The 21,481-nt window shown below is 38.6% G+C and carries 17 protein-coding genes and 1 pseudogene; 8 read left to right on the top strand and 10 right to left on the bottom strand.

The features are described 5' to 3' along the window. The first annotated feature begins 4 nt into the window (after positions 1-4). From SOI76_RS08255 to yddG, 6 genes are all read left to right on the top strand, one after another. Positions 5-1,102 (top strand): alcohol dehydrogenase family protein, encoded by a 1,098-nt coding sequence (locus SOI76_RS08255; RefSeq protein ID WP_104078754.1) that lies wholly within the window; start codon positions 5-7, stop codon positions 1,100-1,102. A gap of 101 nt (positions 1,103-1,203) precedes the next feature. Continuing rightward, complete coding sequence (locus tag SOI76_RS08250; RefSeq protein WP_000695106.1) at positions 1,204-2,328, top strand: mandelate racemase/muconate lactonizing enzyme family protein; 1,125 nt, start codon at positions 1,204-1,206, stop codon at positions 2,326-2,328. A gap of 326 nt (positions 2,329-2,654) precedes the next feature. After that, positions 2,655-3,989 carry an MFS transporter gene (locus SOI76_RS08245; RefSeq protein WP_250621793.1) on the top strand — a complete coding sequence of 445 codons (1,335 nt, stop codon included), beginning with the start codon at positions 2,655-2,657 and terminating at the stop codon, positions 3,987-3,989. A gap of 202 nt (positions 3,990-4,191) precedes the next feature. Beyond that, entirely contained in the window at positions 4,192-4,398 is a 207-nt protein-coding gene (locus tag SOI76_RS08240) for a type II toxin-antitoxin system Phd/YefM family antitoxin (RefSeq protein ID WP_000816059.1), read from the top strand. A 41-nt stretch (positions 4,399-4,439) separates the two neighbouring features. Further along, positions 4,440-5,354, top strand: coding sequence for a DMT family transporter (locus tag SOI76_RS08235; RefSeq protein WP_205668347.1), 915 nt, complete (start codon positions 4,440-4,442; stop codon positions 5,352-5,354). Positions 5,355-5,512: 158 nt separating this feature from the next. Continuing rightward, the gene (gene yddG / locus SOI76_RS08230; RefSeq protein WP_057070260.1) at positions 5,513-6,421 is read left to right on the top strand and encodes an aromatic amino acid DMT transporter YddG; all 909 of its coding nucleotides are present in this window, start codon (positions 5,513-5,515) and stop codon (positions 6,419-6,421) included. Positions 6,422-6,468: 47 nt separating this feature from the next. On the opposite strand, the gene SOI76_RS08225 is transcribed toward yddG, so the two are convergent. The 8 genes and pseudogenes from SOI76_RS08225 to SOI76_RS08190 all read right to left on the bottom strand — a co-directional run bounded on the left by SOI76_RS08225 (position 6,469) and on the right by SOI76_RS08190 (position 14,245). Then, positions 6,469-7,083, bottom strand: coding sequence for a MarC family protein (locus SOI76_RS08225; protein ID WP_000097917.1), 615 nt, complete (start codon positions 7,081-7,083; stop codon positions 6,469-6,471). A 76-nt stretch (positions 7,084-7,159) separates the two neighbouring features. Continuing rightward, positions 7,160-8,332: a hypothetical protein gene (locus SOI76_RS08220; RefSeq protein ID WP_000049454.1), complete on the bottom strand. Its 1,173-nt coding sequence runs from the start codon at positions 8,330-8,332 to the stop codon at positions 7,160-7,162. Between the two features lie 205 nt (positions 8,333-8,537). Then, positions 8,538-8,891: an ethanolamine utilization protein EutQ gene (locus tag SOI76_RS08215; RefSeq protein WP_000665859.1), complete on the bottom strand. Its 354-nt coding sequence runs from the start codon at positions 8,889-8,891 to the stop codon at positions 8,538-8,540. 13 nt (positions 8,892-8,904) lie between these two features. Beyond that, the gene (locus tag SOI76_RS08210; protein WP_104078757.1) at positions 8,905-10,221 is read right to left on the bottom strand and encodes an NAD(P)/FAD-dependent oxidoreductase; all 1,317 of its coding nucleotides are present in this window, start codon (positions 10,219-10,221) and stop codon (positions 8,905-8,907) included. 17 nt (positions 10,222-10,238) lie between these two features. Beyond that, the gene (locus SOI76_RS08205; protein WP_228289834.1) at positions 10,239-11,444 is read right to left on the bottom strand and encodes an FAD-dependent oxidoreductase; all 1,206 of its coding nucleotides are present in this window, start codon (positions 11,442-11,444) and stop codon (positions 10,239-10,241) included. Further along, a pseudogene (locus SOI76_RS08200) lies at positions 11,433-11,594 on the bottom strand (rubredoxin); the annotation flags it as partial. The pseudogene SOI76_RS08200 and the gene SOI76_RS08205, both read right to left, overlap by 12 nt. Positions 11,595-11,622: 28 nt before the next feature. Continuing rightward, positions 11,623-13,053: an aldehyde dehydrogenase family protein gene (locus SOI76_RS08195; RefSeq protein ID WP_044103496.1), complete on the bottom strand. Its 1,431-nt coding sequence runs from the start codon at positions 13,051-13,053 to the stop codon at positions 11,623-11,625. A gap of 1 nt (position 13,054) precedes the next feature. Continuing rightward, positions 13,055-14,245 carry an aromatic ring-hydroxylating oxygenase subunit alpha gene (locus tag SOI76_RS08190; RefSeq protein ID WP_104078758.1) on the bottom strand — a complete coding sequence of 397 codons (1,191 nt, stop codon included), beginning with the start codon at positions 14,243-14,245 and terminating at the stop codon, positions 13,055-13,057. A 328-nt stretch (positions 14,246-14,573) separates the two neighbouring features. Here SOI76_RS08190 and SOI76_RS08185 point away from each other — a divergent pair, with 328 nt between their 5' ends. Beyond that, positions 14,574-16,277: a BCCT family transporter gene (locus SOI76_RS08185; protein WP_057070266.1), complete on the top strand. Its 1,704-nt coding sequence runs from the start codon at positions 14,574-14,576 to the stop codon at positions 16,275-16,277. 243 nt (positions 16,278-16,520) lie between these two features. After that, the gene (locus SOI76_RS08180) at positions 16,521-18,212 is read left to right on the top strand and encodes a BCCT family transporter (RefSeq protein WP_104078759.1); all 1,692 of its coding nucleotides are present in this window, start codon (positions 16,521-16,523) and stop codon (positions 18,210-18,212) included. A 47-nt stretch (positions 18,213-18,259) separates the two neighbouring features. On the opposite strand, the gene SOI76_RS08175 is transcribed toward SOI76_RS08180, so the two are convergent. Together SOI76_RS08175 and SOI76_RS08170 are read right to left on the bottom strand one after the other, a co-directional pair. Continuing rightward, entirely contained in the window at positions 18,260-19,186 is a 927-nt protein-coding gene (locus SOI76_RS08175; protein WP_000695009.1) for a LysR substrate-binding domain-containing protein, read from the bottom strand. A 717-nt stretch (positions 19,187-19,903) separates the two neighbouring features. Then, positions 19,904-21,478: an aldehyde dehydrogenase (NADP(+)) gene (locus tag SOI76_RS08170; RefSeq protein ID WP_104078760.1), complete on the bottom strand. Its 1,575-nt coding sequence runs from the start codon at positions 21,476-21,478 to the stop codon at positions 19,904-19,906. Positions 21,479-21,481: the final 3 nt, after the last annotated feature.

Genomic DNA, 21,481 nt, shown 5'->3' with positions numbered 1-21,481 from the left:
ACACATGGTACTGCCTACTAAAATGCATGCTGTGCTATTAAACGGACACGGTGGTCTTGACCAGCTTGAATATCGCACTGATGTGACAGTCCCTACCCCAGCAGATGATGAAGTTTTAATTCAAGTTTCAGCAGCTGGTGTAAACAATACAGATATTAATACTCGTATTGGTTGGTACTCAAAGACCAACGAACAAGCTACAAACACTGGTGGAGCTAAAGGTCTTGAAAGTATTAGCGATGATGATGCCTCTTGGTCAGGTACACCTCTTAAATTCCCATTTATTCAAGGTGCGGATTGCTGCGGAAAAATCGTCGCAGTTGGTAAAAATGTGGACCCATCTCGTGTAGGCGAACGCGTCATTGTCCGAACTATGCTACGCGCTTATGTTGATTACCGTCCGTATGAGTGCTGGACTTTTGGTAGTGAATGTAACGGCGGTTTTGCTCAATTCGCTACAGTTAAATCTGCTGAAGCTTATAAAGTAAATTCAGATTGGACAGATGAAGAGTTAGCTTCAATTCCCTGTTCTTATTCAACAGCTGAAAATATGCTCCACCGAATTGGATTAGGCGCAGAAACTGTATTAATTACAGGTGCATCTGGTGGTGTAGGTTCTGCAGCAGTACAACTTGCAAAACGCCGTGGTGCTCAAGTTATTGCTCTTTGTTCATTATCTAAAGCTGATGAAGTATTAGCTTGTGGTGCAGATCGTGTAATTGACCGTAATGCTGACTTAGTTAAAGAGTTAGGTAAAGAATCAATTGATGTAGTCATTGATTTAATTGGTGGACCACAATGGCCTTCTTTATTAGAAGTCTTACGTAAAGGTGGGCGCTATGCAAATGCTGGGGCAATCGCTGGGCCTATTTCGCAGATCGATCTACGTACTGTGTATTTGAATGATTTGACTTTAATGGGCTGTACATTCCAAGAAGATGAAGTGTTTACAAACCTCATTTCATATATCGAGAAAAATGAAATTCGTCCTTTAGTGGCCAAGACTTATCCTCTCAATGAAATCGCTAAAGCTCAAGAAGAGTTTCTGAGCAAGAAACATCTGGGCAAGCTCGTTTTGACTGTTCCAACAGTTCAGGCATAGATCAGATTTAAATGAATGGTGTTACTTATGCTTCTTTCTAATCAATAAGGAAGTCATCAGTAACACCAAGAATAATTAGTCTTAAAGACAAGGATATATTCATGAAAATTAAGCGTATTGAGCTCTATCAAATCGATCTACCTTACTCTGGTGGTGTATATCATCTTTCGGGTGGCCGTGAATATCGTAGCTTCGATGCTTCCATCGTAAAAATTATTGCAGATAACGGGTTAGAAGGCTGGGGAGAAAGTACGCCATTTGGTTCAACATATATTGCATCTCACGCTTTAGGTGCACGTGCCGGTATTGCTGAAATTGCGCCTCACTTATTAGGTAAAGATCCCCGTCAAGTCGATCGTATCAATGAGACCATGGATAATGCTCTTGTTGGGCATAACCACGCCAAATCAGCACTTGATCTAGCGTGTTGGGATCTATTTGGTAAATCGGTAAATTTACCTGTATGTGAATTATTAGGTGGTTCAACTGGTCGTAGACTACCTGTGATTTCTTCTATTCATGCCGACACACCTGACGCAATGCGTGAAAATGTGGCTAAACATCGTGAACTGGGTTATTTAGGTCACTCAGTGAAAATTGGTGCTGTCGATAGCGAGGGTGGGCCAGTCCTAGATGCTGAACGTATTAAAGCAAGTTTGGCTGATCAAAAACCAGGTGAATTTTTTATTGTTGATGCGAATGGTGGCCTTACACCAGAAATGGCATTAAGAATTTTCCGTTTACTCCCGAAAGGTCTCGACTTTGTTTTAGAAGCACCATGTAAAACATGGCGTGAAACCAAATCATTACGTCAACGTTGTGATGTCCCTTTCTCTCTTGATGAACTCATCCAACAAGATGAAGATTTAATCCATGCAATTACTGAAGATCTCATTGATGGAGTGGGTTTAAAAATCTCCAAAGCTGGGGGATTAACTCATTCACGCCGACATCGTGACATTGGTCTTGCAGCTGGGCTTTCTCTAAGTGTTCAAGAAACTGTAGGTTCAGATATTCCATTTGCAGCAATTGCTCATCTTGGAGCAACGATTCCTGAGAGAAACCTACGATGCCTTTTAGATACACGAGGGATGGTAAGCATTCACACAGCAGAATTTGATGCACCGATTGTTGATGGCGGTGTGATGGTCCCTAACAAACCTGGCCTTGGTATTACTGTTGATGAAGATTTATTGGGTTCACCAGTCGCTGTTTGGGGTGACTAAACAGGATTTCATTTAAATAAGGCAAGCTCAAGAAACTATACATTTATGACTGTTTTTAAAAATTAAAACAGTCATCCCTATGTACGTTTTAAGCCAAATTTTAAGACTTCAAAGTTATCTAGACATTCATTTCTAATGAGTGTTATTCCCTTCTATTGTCTTAAATATACCTACTCAATAGAAAAATAACGCTCAAGGACTAACAAAGATGGCGCGAAAAGGATGAAGTATGAGGAGCCACTTTATTCAAAAGTACTCCTCAATCGCCCATAAAAACTAAAGCAAGTACATATGTACAAAAAAGGAAGAAACACAAGGAGCGTATCATGAATCAACAACAAGTGGTTTCCCCACCTCAGTTAATTTCCCAAGATCAAATAGCACGTCGCTTTATGACAAAACTCGCTTGGCTCATGGCAGGCGGGATGTTTATTGATGGATTTGTTTTAGGTTATTTAGGTGCATTAATGCCCTCTATTACAGCCGATTTGCATTTATCAACTACATGGCAAGGCTTAATTGGAGCCGCCTCACTCATTGGAATTTTCTTTGGCGCTCCAATTGGTGGATATTTTTCAGATCGCTTTGGTCGTAAACCACTATTCATGATCGATCTTTTTATCTTCTTCATATGCTCAATTGGACAATTCTTTGCATCTGATCCCTACACACTTTTTATAGCTCGTCTATTAATGGGTGTCGCGATTGGAATTGAATATGCAGTAGGTTGGCCGATGCTTGCAGAATTTGCTCCAGCTCGCCTAAGAGGTAAATTATTGATTTTGACTGAAACCTCTTGGTTTATTGGATATCTAATCTCATATACCCTAGGTTTTATTATGATTGAGAATCACATTGCAAGTTGGAATGTGATTCTAGGAATCAGTGCAATTCCGTCTTTAATTGTTTTATTAATGCGTAGTGGTATTCCCGAATCTCCTCGCTGGCTCATGAGTAAAGGCCGTAAAGAAGAAGCATCTAGAATTGCGCATAAATATTTTACTGAAGAAGACAAGAACGATATTTTAAATCAGAAGCATGCCAACGTTGGACATAAGACAAGCTTCTTTGATTTGTTTAAAAGTAAAAATATCAAAGGCACCACTTTAGTTTCTATATATTTTATTGGTACTTCTGCACCTTATTTCGCAATTGGTGTATTTATTCCAATGATTTTAGAAAAATTAGGTTTGCAAGATGGTATTAAAGGAGGATTGTTCCTCAACACATTTGCTGTATTTGGCACACTTGCAGCTGTATTGTTAATTGAAAAAGTCTCACGCCGTAAAATGGCAATTCTTCCTATCCTTATTTGTACTATAGCGTTAGTCGTAGTGGCTTTAGCAGCAAATCATCCCACATGGATTCTGATTGGTTTCTTAGTTTTCGCATTTGCTAATGCTATTACAGCAGGGATGATTTCAGTTATCCCCGGAGAAGTGTTACGCCCAGAAATAAGTTGTTCAGGTACAGGTTTTGCAGCAGCAATGTCCCGTATAGGCGCTGCTATAGGTGTGTTTTTGATGCCTATGTTTGTTGCAGCACATGGAGCAGCATTAGCAGTTTGGATCGCTGCTGGGGTGTGCTTAATAGCAACAATAATTACCTACCTATTTATGCCTGAAACCAAGGGTAAATCAATGAGTGAAATTTTTCATTAACTCAAACTTTCTGAATAAAAAGCAAAATACTTTCTCTTAAAAAAGAGAGTATTTTGCTTTGAGTCTTTATTTTAAATTGCTCATCAAGAGCAGAAATCGCCTGAATATATGATTAAAACTCATCATATCTTGAAAATATATCCATTGAAGCGAACCGTACATTTCACCTATCTTGAGCATGTTTTAGTCAGGGAGAATACAGATGAAACAGTGGAATTATTCAAATGCTAGAGCACAACTTACCATGATTATGGATCAAGCTGTTGCTGGTCATCCTGTAGAAATTACTCGCAGAGGCAGGGAATCTGCAGTAATTATCAGCAAAGCTTCTTATGAGGCTTACAAGAAAGCCGAATACGATGTTGCTTACTATAAAATTTCAGCTTCTAAAGAAAATTCAGAAGCTTAAATCATCTCCAAAAATTCTCTTTATTCATGCAGCAAGGTTCCATGAAGCTCAATATTTCTTTAATTCAACTTGGTGCCTTGTTTGCATTTATCTCTGCATTTCTTTTTAGCAGTAAAGCTATTTTCATTAAACAGGCATATAGCCTTACTCCATCATTAGATGCCATTACCCTAATGGCTATCCGTATGGGAATTGCTCTACCCTTCTTTTTAGTTATCTGTTGGTTTTGTCGCCATCAAAATCGGAATATCAAGCTAATAGATTTTCTATATCTACTTTCTGTTGGCTTGTTAGGTTATTACATTTCTAGTTGGCTCGATTTCTATGGACTCATGTTTATTACCGCGTCACTAGAGCGAATTATTTTATTCTTATACCCAACTATGACCGTTTTAGCGTCTAGTTTTATCCTCAAGCAAAAATTAAGTTCAAAAACGATATTTGCACTTGTCTTAAGTTACGGTGGTACAGTCATTGTTATGCTACAAGAGCAAAAAACGCTTCCGGATCAACATAACTTCTGGTTTGGAGCAAGCTTAGTATTTGCTAGTGCAGTTGCTTTTGCTTGCTACCTCTTACTTACCCCACCATTAATTAAAAAATTTGGTTCATGGAACTTAACGGGACTATCTTTATCTGCAGCTTGTATTGGCACACTTATACATTTTCTAATGGTAACCAGTCATCCTGTACAACTACTTAGCTCTTTACCTGTACAAGTTATTTGGTACGGAATCTGTTTAGGTTTATTTGTTACAGTTCTACCCACACTCTTATTAATATTGAGTATAGAGTATGTAGGTGCAACACAATCAGCTATTATTTCATCTATTAGCCCAATTGTTACTATTATTTTTTCAGTCTTTCTTTTAAACGAGCATTTAAATACAATCCAGTGGCTAGGGTGTTTTCTTAATATTTTTGGTTTAATGCTCATTACACTTAAAAGAAAGTAAAAATAATAATTATTTTATAAAAATTTATTTTAAATATTTTCATTATTTATTTTCAATGATGATAAAAAGTCATTAACTCATGATTATTTATCGTGCTCGACTAACTATTAAAATACCTATTTAAAAATTATGATTAATTTTTTAATCGGGTCTATCGTATGAGCCGCCAAATCTCAACTTTAATCGGTGTTTCAGCTTTATTACTTTGGTCCACTTTAGTTGGCTTACTTAGGCTTTCTACAGAAAGTTTTGGTCCTATCTATACAGTGACTTATGTATATACCATCAGTGCTATTATTTTATTCTTAACATATGGTCTGCCCGATTTAAAAAAGGTTTCAAAAAAATTTCTTATTTTATCTAGCTTGCTTTTTGTTGTTTTTGAATTGTGTTTTGCCTTTTCAATTACTCTAGCAAATTCATCAGAAAAATCGATTGAGATGAATATTATTTTTAATATGTGGCCAACTTTAATTATTATTATGTTGGCAGTATTAAAAGAAGAAAAAGTAAACTTATTGACCATATTAGGAGTGATCGTAAGTTTTGCAGGTATAGTTATAATTAACTATCACCCAAATCTAAACTTTATTGATAACTTTTTAAAAAACCCAATTAGTTACCTACTTATTTTTTTAGCAGCTATTCTTTGGGCTGTTTATTGTATCTACACCAAAAAGCAAAGTAATGGAACTAATGCTGTTTCGCTTTATTTTATCTTAACAGCTATAGCCTTATGGATTCTTACTCTCTCTACTCAGGGTTTCCATCTACCTCATACGCATGGAATTAACGGCTACCTGTTTGTCTTTATCAATGCTGTTTTTTTCTCTATGGGCTATCTAGCGTGGAATATTGGTATTATCAAAGGCAATATGCCCGTTTTGATTATGCTTTCTTATTTTTCTCCAATTTTCTCATCGGCATTTTCAGCTTTTGTTTTGAACTCCGATTTAACAATCAATTTCTGGTATGGCGCATTAACGGTTACTTTCGGGTCATTGATCTGCTGGTTCTCAATTCGAAAAAACCATGTTCACCATAACCAAGCGAAATTAGCTTCTTAATTTTTTAGTCACAGCCATACTATTTTGGCTGTGACTTTTTACTTTTATCAAACTTTATCAATCAAACGTGTAACACCATTTACAATCATATCGACTGCGATTGTTCCAATTAATAAAGCAGCTAACCTCCCTACAATATCAAAATAACGATCAATATATTTGGCATGGCTATAACGTAAGTGATCATGAGAAAATTTCATTGCTATTAAAACACTACAGCTCACAAATAGTACTAAGGCGATCACTATAGCCGCCTCTAAAAGAGACATACTCATGCCTGTAACTACAGCTGCACTAATTGTTCCAGGACCAATCATAAATGGCATAGCTACTGTGCCAGCCAAATGTTCAGGTGCTCCTCGCATTTCTCCAATAGTATCGGCACCCTGAAATACATACCGATATCCAATCACCAGAAAAATCAGGCCACCAAAAATTAGAAATGATTCAAACCTTACATTTAAGTACCTATTAAAAATTGCTTCACCACCCCATGCAAATAAAAGAAATACCACATATGCAATGAGGCTTCCTTGAATCAAAGCCTTATTAAATACTCTGGTTTCTGTATGACGGATTAGCCCAATCATATAGATACTCATGAGGAATGGATTAAGTAATGAGAAAAATAAAATAAATGTACTAATAAATGGTGAAGACATTTTTATTATTCCTAAACGACTTCAGGAAGCTTTTAAACTTCCTGAAAATTGATAAATGAAAAACCTGTACAAACTTTTAGAAGCTATAAATCAACATTAGATTGAGGAGTTTGTTCCACTTCCCATCATCACCTGCTGCAAGAGAACTACCATTGCCGCCAACAAACGGATCGTTTTTACTCATCACATATTCGGTATATAAAGAAATATTTTTATAGTCCCACGCCACGCCAACAATGTTGCGCTGAGAGTCATCAAATCCATTTTCTTTCTTGTTAAAACCACTAAAAACAACATACGGCGTAACATTGAGCGAATCTTTAACATTCTTAAAAACATAGCTCGTATCAACAGTATAGAAATATCCTTTGTTCGCAATGTCATATTCGCCATCAAAAGAACCGAAAGTTGAGCTAGCTGGACTTAATGCATCTTTATTACTAATAGATTGTCGCCCTCCAGTAAGCACGACATTCAGATTTTTATAGTTAATACGGTTAAATAGAGCCCAAGTGTTTCGATTTCCATCAACAGAAGTTTTTTTATTCTCAATGTCTGAATACCAATAACTTCCCCCCACCGATACTTTGAGATCATCTGTACTTAAAAACTTAAGATCTTGATCGACACGTGCCATCCACATGTTTTTTTCATTCAGGTTTGTTTTGAGTGGATCAGATGAGGTAACAACATTAGCCGTATAACGTGCTGAGTCTTTACTACTTCCGTGGTAGTTACCACCATCAGTTGCAAAATAAGCCAAATCTACTTTAGTCGCAGACGGTAATTCAAAGTGATAGTTCGCACCTAAATTGGAAGCATCTTGCAAACCCATTGTGTTGTTAATACCAGCATAAAAGCTGCTATCCCAAAAACGACCTGGACCGAAAGGAATGGGTTGCACACCTACAGTAATATGATCTGTCGCGTTTAAATGGTAGCCAGCATAGCCATAAACTAGAGTCGAGAAATCACAGAATTTATCGTATTGATAACAACGATATTCGACTTTTCCAAACCAGTCGGGTGACTCATAACCTAGCCTTAAAATAGCTGCATCAAATTTTATTTTCTGATCTGATGCAGACTCGCCGTAATCCTTATCTTGATAATTCCCACGTAAAGCACCTGAAATTGTTAAAGCACCCGTATCACTTTTAGGATCTCCAAAAGTTACTCCGGCAAAAGCAGGTAACGCCATTCCAACTGAAATTAACCCAAATCCAAGTGTTAAATAGACCTTGCTCATTTACAAATCCTTGTTTAAATGAAGATTTGCAGAAAACCTTTCCTGTCCTCTGCTTATTTTTTTCAGACAACACTTCCCTGTTCAGGAGAAGCTCCTGAAATTTAAAATTTTCGTTAATTTGTATTAGCCCTAATTCAAAGCTACGTTCTCAGAAAGAATAAAACGACCCACATTATTTTTTCCTGAACAATATGGGTCGTTTCTTTTATGCAATTCCGTGCAGCTCTTTCCAGTTACCTGGATGTACTACGTAACCAAATACCGCATGTCCACCATAAATTAGCTCGGTTCCTTCAGGAATCCACAACATTTGTCCTGGACGAACTTCATATTTTTGACCGTTAGCAGTAAGCTCAAAACAGCCTTCAATTACAAAAATGACTTCGTCATAAAGTAATTTCCAACTTACCTCTGCCCCTTCCCAACGTGCAAAACCAATACCCATATTTGGGGAAACATCAGCTCCTAATGCTCTTGCAACATAAGCCGTACCATCTGGTGTTTCGCCACGTAAATTGAAATTAAGTTGAGCGCTATCAACTAACTTTACTTCTTTCATCTATTTCTCCCGCTTACAATTCACTACGACTGCGCCATTTTTCAAATCTGATACGTGTTCTAACACCTAAACCTAAGAACGGTTCTGGTGGATTTAAACTAGGCATACCAGTTACATACTGAATATCTTTTAAAGCTTGGGAATCTGAGCCAACAACGAGATCAGCCAATAACGTTCCTGAAATTGTGCCCCATGCTGCTCCTACACCATTGTCGCAAGCACTCGCATAAACGCCGTCTTCTAACTCCCCAAAGAAGTTAGTGAAATTACGAGAAATCGCATAAACACCACCCCATGTATGGGTAAATGGAACATTAGCTAAATTCGGATAACGAGCTAAAAATGCCTTGCGATGATCTTCTTGTATCCAACGACGATTATCATCACTTACATTTGCACCGTATTTTGGGACATGCTTATAAGTGTTACGGATTAGAATACGGCGATCTGCTGTCATTCTTAACGTTGTCCCAGCATGATCAGCTGGAGTAAGCCCCCAATCTAACTCACCCTGATAAACTTTCATTTCTTGGTCAGTTAATGGACGCGTCCAGCTCGCAAAGGTCATAACTGGTAATAAACGGTTCTTCAAATAACCAAATTCACGAGTAAAAATACTAGTTGCCAGCAATACTTTCGGTGTTGTGATTGACCCATGGTCACCCTGTAATAGCCATTGGTTATTACTTTTTTGCAAACTACGAATTGGTGATTGCTCTAATAACTCCACATTGTCTGGTAAGTGGTCACCCATACCACGCACTAAAGCTGCTGGTTGCATCAAATATGAACCAGGAGTAAAAATCGCACGACTATAAAAATCTATACCTAAAACTTTTTTAAGTTCTGCTTTTTCAACCCAACGATATGGTTCACCTAAATCTTTCATTAGATGCTCAAAATGATTGAGATGTGCTTCACCACGCTCACCTACAGCACCTTGATATTTACCGGCGGCAGACCATTGGCAATCAATGTTATGGCGCTCCACGAGGCCTTGTAATTGAGCAATTGCTGAACGATTCAGACTTAATAATTTTTGCTTATGAGAAGGGTCAGGATGCGATAACGCAAACTTATGAGGTAAATCAATTACAAACCCTGAGTTACGACCGGAAGCACCTTCTGCTACACGTTGTGCATCAACTAAAATAATACGGGCGTTCGGTTTGAGTTCAGCTAATCTTCGAGCTGCTGCTAAGCCTGCAAAGCCTGCTCCGATAATGGCATAGTCAGCTTTTTGTGGACCTATTAACTTTTTAGCAGGACCTGCTGGAGGTAATGCCGCATACCAACCACAGGTACTATCATCATTTGGTAAAGCAATCATTTTGTTATTCCCTTAACTTAAACTGTGGATGGACACGAATTTAGTTTTTCAAGCCACTCGCTACGATGGTGCTGTAATTGGCGGCCAAGTAAGGCAAAGCCTGTTAATTTGCCTTGTTCATTGTAAAAACCTGCAGCTAATTCGCCGTCATGTTGTTCCACTTTCCACTCACCTGTTCCCATTGCTGGCAAAACAGAAAGCGGCAAAATTGGTGTTTTTACTAAAACTGGTGTTGATTTCAAATCTGCAGCAGTTGACTGACCTAAAAGATTATTCACCAAAGCTGGTAATGCTTGCGTGATTGGGTTGATATAAGGTGCCCACTGGCCGTTCACTTCTGCACAATCACCTAAAGCAAAAATTGCAGGATCACTACTACGATGATCAAGTCCGGTACAAATACCACGTGCTGTTTCTAGACCAGCTGCTTGAGCAAGTGCAATATTCGGTCTCAGTCCTACGGCACTTAATACCAAGTCAGTCTCAACACTTTGACCGTCTTGGAGTGTTAACTGGTAGCGACCGTTTGCAGATTGAATAGAACGGATACTATTTTGTAATTTCCACTCTACGCCTAACTGGCTTAGAGCATTTTGTAGAGCATGACCTAAAGGTTCTGGAATAAGACGTTCCATTGCCCATTTACCAAGCCCGACAACTGTAACTTTGATACCATGTGCAGCTAAATCATTAGCAAATTCACAGCCGATGAGACCATCACCCAGAATTGTGACATGCTCTTTATTAGATAATTGCTGACGGAAACGGCGATAATCCGCTAGATCATTTACGCTTAATGTTGCAGACGAATCACCATCAATTGGAATTACAACTGGTGTTGCCCCAGTAGCGAGTACGAGTCTGCCGTAAGGATAATCACCAATAGTGGTTTGAAGCTTTTTATTGGCACGGTCAATATGAGTTACTTTTGTATGTGGATAAACGCGGATATTTAAACGTTGTTCCCAACTAAGAGCAGACTCACGAACTAAACTGTCTCCGTCTTTACCTAATGCTAAAGCATTAGATAAAGCTGGTTTGCTATATAAAGCACCATCATCAGCAGTAAATACGGTGATAGACAAGTTTGGAGATTGTGCACGTAGAGTTGAAGCCACTTGATAACCAGCATAGCCGCTACCAATAATAACAACTGGTTCAATAACTGCAGCGGCTGCTACTTGAGGGATTTCGTCCTCTTCAATATCTGTGATATCAAGCATTTCGAAATCAGCTTTACCCACCTGACACTCTGGACACATCCAGTCATCTGGAATATCTTCCCATTTTGTTCCTGGTGCTATCCCGTCATCAGGCCAGCCTTTAGCTTCATCATAGATCCAGCCACAGACAATACATAACCACTTTCTCATCTTGTCTATTTCCCTTATTTCTTACAAATTACACGCTATGTTTCAAACGGATACCGATATTACGAGTTTGAACATAACTGTAGATGGCTTCCTGCCCTTTTTCGCGACCAAAACCAGATAAACCCACACCACCAAATGGTGTTTCGATACCACCGGCAAACCATTCGTTAACAAAGACTTGACCCGCAATAAGACGGTTTGCTACTCGAAGTGTTTGATTCAGATTTTCACCAAATACACCTGCAACAAGTCCAAAGTCCGTACCATTTGCAATTGCAACTGCCTGGTCTTCGTCATCGAATGGCATGATCACCATTACAGGTCCAAAAACTTCTTCTTGAGCAATCGACATATCATCTTTTGCTTCAATAATTGTTGGCAGGACGAAGTAACCTTCTAGATCTGCAGCTTTCCCACCTGTTAAAACATTGGCACCTTCTTCACGTGCCTTATCAATCATGGCAAGAATCTGTTGTTGCTGATCTTTAGATACAACTGGAGTAAGTTCAGCATTACTTTCGCCAATACCTACCGTTAAACTCTCTGCAAGATTAACGACTGCTGCTTTAACTTCTTCATAGCGACTGCGGTGAACCAATAAGCGAGACATCGCTGAGCAAACTTGACCAGAGTTATAGAAAATTCCGACTTTAACGCTACGTAGTAATTGCTCAAGATCAACATCAGCAAAAGCAATTGCAGCTGACTTACCGCCTAATTCCATTACTGAAGGTGTTGCACGTTCAGCTGCATCTTTCAAAATGCGTTGGCCTGTTGGAACTGAACCAGTAAATACGATTTGATTCGTATCTTGATGTTTAACCAGATGAGTACCAACTTCTGAACCTTTACCACAAAGTAAGTTCACTGCACCTTGTGGAAAACCAGCTTTCTCAATAGCTTTGATGAGTAAAATCATTCCTAAAGGTGAAACTTCAGGTGACTTAATTACAACCGCATTACCAGCAGCTAAAGCAGGTGCTAATGAGCGTGCACAGATCGAAACAGGAAAGTTCCAAGGTACGATTTGAACCGATACACCCATTGGAATATATGATGTGAAATCGACATAATCTTTACCTAAAGGTACCGAGATACCTTCAACTTTATCTGCCATTCCAGCGTAGTATTCAAAATAGCGAGCAGCTTCATCGAACTCTTCACGCGCAGTATCAATATTTTTGCCATTTTCACGACACAGGATTAATGCACCCTCTTCAGCAATTTCACGAATCGCTTCTGCAGCTTTTAACATCCATGCTGTGCGCTTTGCAGGACGCACATCTGTTAATGCTCCACTATTTACACATCGACGTGCTGCCGCCATTGCAGCATCTGCATCTTCGATACTTGCTCGAGCCACTGTTGCAAAAGCTTTATCAGTTGCTGGATTGATAACTTCCAATTGGCGAGAAGCATCTCGCCATTGGCCATCAACGTAGTTGAGGTAATGTTGCATATTATGCCTCCAAAGCTTTTTTAGCTTGAGTCGCCAACCATTTTTGGAAGAAGTGAGTCGGTAAATCCATCTCTGGAGAGAAAACTCCACCACCAAAACCAGGTGAATGACGACCTTTTTGCATGGTTTCTACTGCAAATACATCTTCAGCAAATACAACTTTCCATGATTCTAAAGTTGCTTCACGGCATGCATCATATTTAGGGTCAAGTGACTCATCACCAACGTAATAGAGGCGTAATTTTTCAATTGTTTGTTCTGGAGCAATTGGATCAATCATCATTGCAAATGCATGATCAGCTTGAATACCTAACAATACGTTCGGGAACACAGCTACATATTCTGCATGACGCAATTGATCTTCTGGCCAGCTTGGGAATTTTGGTAAATGCGTACCCGCTGTAGCTGACAAGTTATATTTATAACTGCCCTGACCAGCAAAGCGATCTTCGAACATAATGTTGTAATGATCTTCAAGTTTTGAATACGTATTTAATGCTGGGTGTACCCATGGTAAGTGATAAGCTTCGCAATAGTTTTCAACTGTAAGTTTCCAGTTACTTTTTACAGGTAACTCAAAAGTTGAACCTACTTTACTGCTACGAATAAGCTCTAAACCATTTTCACCCAAGAAAGGCTTCCAGCGTTCAACTAGTGGTGCAATATGCTCTTCAAAAGTTGGTGCATCACCAGAGATATTGACGAAAACCATATCCATCCAGATTGCTGAACGAAGAGCTTTTAAACCATGTTTTTCACATTTAAAGCGTTCATCTTTATGTTGGTTAATTCCGCCAACATGTGGAGTACCTTTTAAGTTACCGTTTAGGTCATAACTCCAAGAGTGATATTGGCAACGAATCACACCTTCAATAGTGCCTTCTTCTTGCACCAAAATCATACCGCGATGGCTACAAACGTTATGGAAAACTTGGATTTCCCCTTCGCGGTTACGCATCATTACCAAAGGCATGCCCATAAAATTAACAGGCTTCACATAGCTATTTTTAGGTAAATCTGAAGAAAAACCAATACATACCCAAGTTTTACTTAAAATATTGTCACGTTCAAAATTAAAATATTCGTTACTGGTATATGCTAAATTTGGCATACCATTTGATTCAGTAATAGGATTCAAAACGTTATCGACTTGCTGAACCGTAATTAATTGCTGGCTAACTCGACTATTCATCTGATGATCTCCATATATTTAAAACTAACGCAGAACTCCCTGCGTTGAGATGATTTGCACACTCTGCTATTTCTTTAGAGATTGTGTTAAATATCGATTCATCCGACAAACGACTTTTTAGCTAGGCATATATGAGTTTTTCTCATACGTGAGAAACAGATTTAGCCACTACGATTTTTATAAAAATAATTGCTATCCATGACTAAAACTCACTAGTCGGTGAGAATAAATCAGTTGAGCAATCTTCTCCCACCTTACTACCCTGTATTATTAGTATTAAGCAGCTAATCGTTTTTTTAGCTGTTGGAAACGCATCCAAGGAGTAGTTATGCGTACAACAACAGGAGTCATGAAAGGGCTTAATCCGACTGTTACTATTGTCTCGAAGTTATTACTCTTCATTTTTATCGCTTTTTGCATTTTTAAGGAAAAACAGGCAGGTGAATATTTTCAGCTGATATCAAGTGCCTTATTACAAAATGCAAAATGGTATCTTCTACTTTTAGCAACTTTCTTATTAGGATTTATTATCTATTTATGTATGAGCCGTTATGGCCATATTCGTTTAGGAAAGGATGACGAAAAACCCGAGTATAGTAATATTGCCTGGATCTGCATGCTCTTTTCATGTGGGATGGGTATTGGCCTGATGTTTTGGTCAGTAGCAGAACCAATCAGCCACTATGCAAGTAATCCATTTACTAAAGGACTTTCAGATGAATCTGCCCGGATGGCGATGCAGCTGACATTCTTTCATTGGGGATTACATCCATGGGGATTATTCTGTTTAGTAGCGGTTGCTTTAGGATATTTTGCTTATCGTAAAAATTTACCTTTTGCCATGCGCTCAATTTTATACCCATTAATAGGTAATAAAATTTATGGGCCGATAGGTAATATCGTCGACATCATCACTATCGTAATTACTGCTTTCGGTATTTCACAGTCACTAAGTATGGGAATACTTGAATTAAATACCGGACTTAATCACACTTTTGGCATTAGTGTAGATGTCAAAATTCAGCTCGTAATGGTCGTAATTCTTTGTGCCTTAGCTACCATTTCTTTATTATCTGCAATTAGTAAAGGATTCAAGATCATTGCTGAAGGCAACATGATCATTTCTTATTTATTAGTCTTTATTATTATTTTCATTGGCTCAACTCACTATATCTTGAATACCTTTTTCGAAGGAATTGGTGATTATTTACAAAATATTGTAGGTATGAGTTTATGGAGTGATGCACAAAAGGACTCAGGTTGGCAAAATTGGTGGACTGCATACTATTGGCCTTGGTGGATGACTTGGGCACCTTTTGTTGGTCTTTTCATTGCACGTATTTCTCGTGGTCGCACGATTCGTGAAGTCATTCTAGGTTCACTTGCCGCACCCACACTTTTGACCTTCCTATGGATTGCTGCATTTGGTGGCGCTGCACTCAAAATTGAAAAAGCCAATCATCAACCTGTTGCTCAAGAAGTTGTTGTAACTACTTCACAAGCGACCCCTCCTCCAGTAGCTCCCGTACATGAAATGACTATTGCAGAAGCAACTAAAAAGGAACCAGCACGAGCTGTGTTTGTATTTTTTGATCATCTTGCTTCTAGTCATAACACAAAAGTATTCTTGAGTGCTCTGCTCTGTCTATTACTAGCTATTCACGTCATTACGCTAGTTAACTCAGGCACACTTGTGCTCTGCTTTCTGGATTCCAATGGCGCTACTAACCCATCTGTAGCTATTAGGCTCATTTGGAGCATTATTATCCCATTAATAGGTGGAGGATTACTTTTAACAGGCGGACTATCAGCTATTCAAACAGCTTGTGTAATTGCAGGTTTCCCGATATCCATTCTTTTAGGAATTACCTGTATTTCACTAATTAAAAGCTTAAGGGAAGATCCATTAGCGTGGGTCATGATGCCAGAACATGTTCGTCCTGATTCTTGTAAAACTGAGCAAAAACCAGTTGAGAAACCTAAAGAGAAAAGTTTAACGGAAGCAGATACTCGATATGTAACTGAAACTTAAATTAATTCTAAACAATAGGGATGTTCGCATCCCTATTTTTATTATATTTCTCTAAATTTTTATGAATTATTTGAGCTACCAAATAATTAGTCTCCTCTATTTAAAAATTGATCAATCTATTACAAAAACTCAGTCATTAGTGAGAATAAATCGGTTGAGCTAACTTTGTACTCCTCATTACTCTGTAAATACAAATTCAACAGCTAAAGGTTTAGCTGCTTGTAGCGCATCCAAGGAGGAGTTATGCGTACAACAACAAAAGCCCTGCAGGGGCTTAATCCAACTGTTACCATTGTTTCTAAAGTACTGCTCTTTATCTTTATCGCCTTTTGTATTTTTAAAGAAAAGCAAGCAGGCGAATATTTCCAGTTAATTTCAGACGTGCTTTTACAGAATGCAAAATGGTATCTCCTGCTCCTAGCTACTGCGTTACTAGCTTTTCTAATTTATTTATGTATGAGTCGTTATGGTCACATACGCTTAGGAAAAGATGACGAGAAACCAGAATATAGTAATATCGCGTGGATCTGTATGCTCTTCTCTTGCGGAATGGGTATTGGTCTTATGTTTTGGTCCGTAGCAGAGCCAATCAGTCATTATGTAAGTAATCCTTTTACAAAAGGACTTTCAGATGAATCAGCTCGAATGGCAATGCAATTGACTTTCTTCCACTGGGGATTACACCCATGGGGACTATTTTGTTTATCAGCCGTAGCGTTAGGTTATTTCGCTTACCGTAAAGATTTACCATTAGCTTGTCGATCTATTTTACATCCTTTTATTGGCGATAAAATTTATGGACCTATTGGCAACTTTGTAGACATCATTACTATTGTAATTACTGCTTTTGGTGTCTCCCAAGCAGTCAGCATGGGAATTTTAGAACTAAATGTGGGTTTAAATCATAGTTTTGGTATTAATATCGACGTTAAGATCCAATTAGTTTTAGTCCTTGTTTTAGGCGTCTTAGCAACTCTTTCTTTATTATCTGCAATTAGTAAAGGATTTAAATTTATTGCTGAAGGCAATATGGTTTTATCTTATCTCTTAGTCATTGCTGTTATCTTGATCGGCTCATCAAGATTTATCTTTAATACATTCTTTGAAGGTCTAGGCGATTATTTCCAAAATATCGTAGGTATGAGCTTGTGGAGTGATGCACAAAAAGATTCAGGTTGGCAAAGTGGGTGGACAGCTTACTACTGGCCATGGTGGATGACATGGGGTCCATTTGTAGGTTTATTTATTGCCCGTATTTCTCGTGGCCGCACTATTCGCGAAGTGATTCTAGGTTCTCTTGCCGCTCCAACATTACTTACCTTTATCTGGATTGCTGCATTTGGTGGTGCTGCGCTCAAAATCGAAAAAGCAAATCATCAACCAGCTGCTCAAGAATTAGTTGTTCCTACCACACAGTCGACTACTCCTGTAGAGAAAACAACTAAACATGAGATGACGATTGCTGAAGCAACTAAAGAAGATCCTGCACGTGCGGTATTTGTATTCTTTGACCATATCTCAACCAATCATACAACTACACTGTTTCTTAGCGCGTTACTGTGTTTATTGTTATCTATCCACATTATTACTATAGCCAACTCCGGAGCTCTAGTTTTATGTTTCCTAGATACAAATGGTTCAACCAATCCCTCCGTAACTATTCGCTTAATTTGGGCCACTATTATTCCCTTAGTGAGTGGCGGATTGCTTTTAGCTGGTGGGCTATCAGCAATTAAAACTGCCTGTGTAATAGCTGGTTTTCCTATCTCTATTTTGCTTGGAATAATGTGTGTTTCTCTTATGAAAAGTTTACGGCGTGATCCTCAGGCTTGGGTCATGATGCCAGAACATATTCGTCCTGATTTCTGTAAAACTGCAACTCAGAATAAGGATGAAAAAGCAGAACAGAAAGTTCCACTCGTGATTGAAAATTAAGTACCAAAAAAAGAGCTCTATTGAGCTCTTTTTTTATTTCTTAAATTTTAATTTAAACCCTTTTGCCCAACTTGGCCTGGTAATTGATCTAGCAGCCAACTGCGGAAATGCTTAACACTAGAAGGAATAACTCCCCTATCTGCTGGTTCCAGCATACTGAAATTTGCTTGAGTACGAAGAACAGTCTCAACAGGTCTAACTAAAGCACCACTTTGTAAATAATCATCCACGAGTGAACCCCACGCCAAAGCCACCCCCTGACCATTAATTGCCGCCTGTAAAAGCATTGGATAGTTATTGATATTCACCCTATTTTTTGGTTTTACAATAGGATAATTTACTGCTTCAAACCACTCTGACCAAGTAATCCAATCTTTTTGAGCATCATCTAGATATAATAGAGCTTTTCCAAAAATCTCTTCTGGAGAACTATCTTCTTTAAATTGAGCAAGATAATTTGGACTACAAACAGGAAAAACCTCTTCAGGAAATAAAGTAGTAACTCTCATACCTGCTGGAGGAACACGGCAATAAAATAATGCCAAATCGAAGTCCATTTTGTGCAGATCTGAAATATTGTCTGTCGTTAAAATTCTTAAATCTACGCCCTCATTATTCTGTTGAAAAGCAGCCACTTTCGGTAGTAACCAAAGAGCGGCCATAGCATTGGTCGTAGCCACAGTTATTTGATGCTCTCCTTGCCATTTCTTGATTTCAGCAGTAGCCTGAGCAACATCTAATAAAGCACTATAGATCGTTTGATAGTATTGGAGTCCGGTAGGAGTTAGGGAAATATTTCGATTAGCTCTTAAGAATAATTCCTTACCTAGGTATTCCTCGAGCTGTCGAATTTGTCGACTGATAGCGCCTTGAGTAACATTCAATTCATTTGCAGCTTTTGTAAAACTGAGGTGGCGTGCGGCTGCCTCGAATACAATTAAGCTGTTCATTGGCGGCAATGGCTTAATTTTCATGGACACTCCTAATTTGTCCCATTTCCTTTAAAACTCTTTTCCAATTCGAGTTCTTTTATCCAGCTATTTACTATAAAAACAAACTTTTGAACATTGTAATAGTAAGTAAGCCAGATATTCTCGTCACAAATGGTGTGAATTTCTTCAATTATGATCCATTTCTCAGGAAAGCCCTAAAATCTCATAAATATAATTTAATAAAAAGTGAGTAAAAGTATTCAATCTATGAGTTTTTCTCATTTGAATTTTGACAATAGAAGGTATTGTTAAAGAAGTAGCTCCTTAATGATTTAAAATTTTAATAAACTTTAGAAATTTCAATCACTTATTCATTAGTACATTAAATTTACTCTCTTGTTATCGTTTAAAGAAAATTATCTATTTAATTTAAATTTTTCTTTAGAAGTATTGCTAAATAAACTTATGAAAAGAACCAATTTATTTTAACTTTTAAGTTATCGTAATGAATAATTTACTTATTACTCTTAAAAACAACTATACATTCTATGTTTTTTTACTCTAGATAAGTTTTCTACAAATTAGAAAAATACAAATATTTCATCTTTTCTAACCTTATTTATATATAAAATCTACGCTAGATAATTCTCCGCTTAGATGTTATTCAAGATGCGCAGGTCGTGCTTAATTTGCCTACTCCGCTATAAATTTATTCTTCAGAATATAAAAAAGAGACCAGCTTGTGGTCTCTTTTTTATTTTAGATCGCTTCTCTGGTCATCTCACCATTCACCAACCTTAAAATCTGCAACGGGTTGCTGTCTTTTAAAGCCTCTGGCAATAAGCTTTGCGGGTAGTTCTGGTAACAGACTGGGCGCAAATAACGGTCAATGGCCAATGTTCCAACTGATGTACCTCTTGCATCAGAAGTCGCTGGGTATGGTCCACCGTGCACCATGGCATCGCACACCTCAACACCCGTTGGATAACCATTTATGAGTAAACGGCCTACTTTTTCCTCTAAAACTGGAACCACATCTGCAAATTCTGTTAAGTCTGCTTCGTCGGCAATTAAAGTCGCGGTCAGTTGCCCATTCATGCTTTGTAAGGCCTGAATGAGTTGGGCTTTATCTTCAACTTCAATGATGACTGTGGTTGGCCCAAAGATTTCTTCTTGTAAAAGCTGGTCACCTGCTAGCAATAATTCAACATCAGCTTTAAAAAGTTGAGGTTGTGCCTGATTGCCTTGCTGGGTTTGACCTGCTAAATGTTCAATGCCTTGATGCTCGGTTAAGTGCTCAAGACCCGCTGCATAACTTTTTAAGGTTCCGGCATTTAGCATAGTCTGCGCAGGCTTAGCGTCCATAATTTCGCTCAGGTTGCTAATGAGCTGGCTAAATTCAGCTGACTTTATTCCCAAGATCAAACCCGGATTGGTACAGAACTGACCACAGCCTAAAACCACTGAATCTGCCAAGTCCTGCGCAATTTTTTCACCACGTTTTTTTAAGGCTTCTGGCAACATCAGCATCGGGTTAATGCTGCTCATTTCAGCAAAGACTGGAATCGGTTGTGGGCGGGCTGCTGCCATATCACATAAAGCGCGACCACCACGAAGTGAACCTGTAAAACCTACAGCCTGTATTAAAGGGTGCTTCACTAAAGGTTCACCTACGCCATTACCGTAGATCATGTTAAATACACCTTTTGGAATATTTGATTTTTCTACGGCACGTTCGATTGCCTGAGCCACAAAATCTGCTGTGGCCATGTGACCACTATGGGCTTTCACCACTACAGAACAACCTGCGGCGAGTGCCGAAGCAGTGTCACCACCAGCGGTTGAAAAGGCGAGCGGAAAGTTACTTGCCCCAAAGACTGCCACAGGGCCAACACCGATTTTAATCTGGCGCAAGTCTGGACGAGGTAAAGACTGGCGCTCTGGTAAAGCCGTATCAATACGGGCACCTAAAAAATCACCACGGCGCAACACTTTAGCGAACAGGCGCATTTGCCCACTGGTACGGGCACGCTCACCTTGTAAGCGTGCAAGTGGCAAAGCGGTTTCCTGTGATACGATTTCAAGAAAATCTGTACCCAAAGCATCGAGTTCATCGGCAATATTTTCTAGAAAAATAGCACGCTGTTCAGGTGATGTATGACGGTAAGTCTTAAACGCTTTACTCGCTGCTTCACAGGCCTGATTGATCTCTTGCTCAGTTGCATGGTGAAATTCATAAGGCAAAGCTTCACCTGTCGTAGCATGAATACTTTTTAATAAAGTTGAACTTTGTGCACTGCGTGAACCACCAATAAAGTTGTGTCCGATGACCATTTT

It is taken from the genome of Acinetobacter pittii, from assembly GCF_034064985.1.
In the GTDB taxonomy this organism is placed as follows: Bacteria; Pseudomonadota; Gammaproteobacteria; order Pseudomonadales; family Moraxellaceae; genus Acinetobacter; species Acinetobacter pittii_H.
Note: the sequence above shows the minus strand (reverse complement) of the source record. Positions and strands in the feature narration are given on the sequence as shown.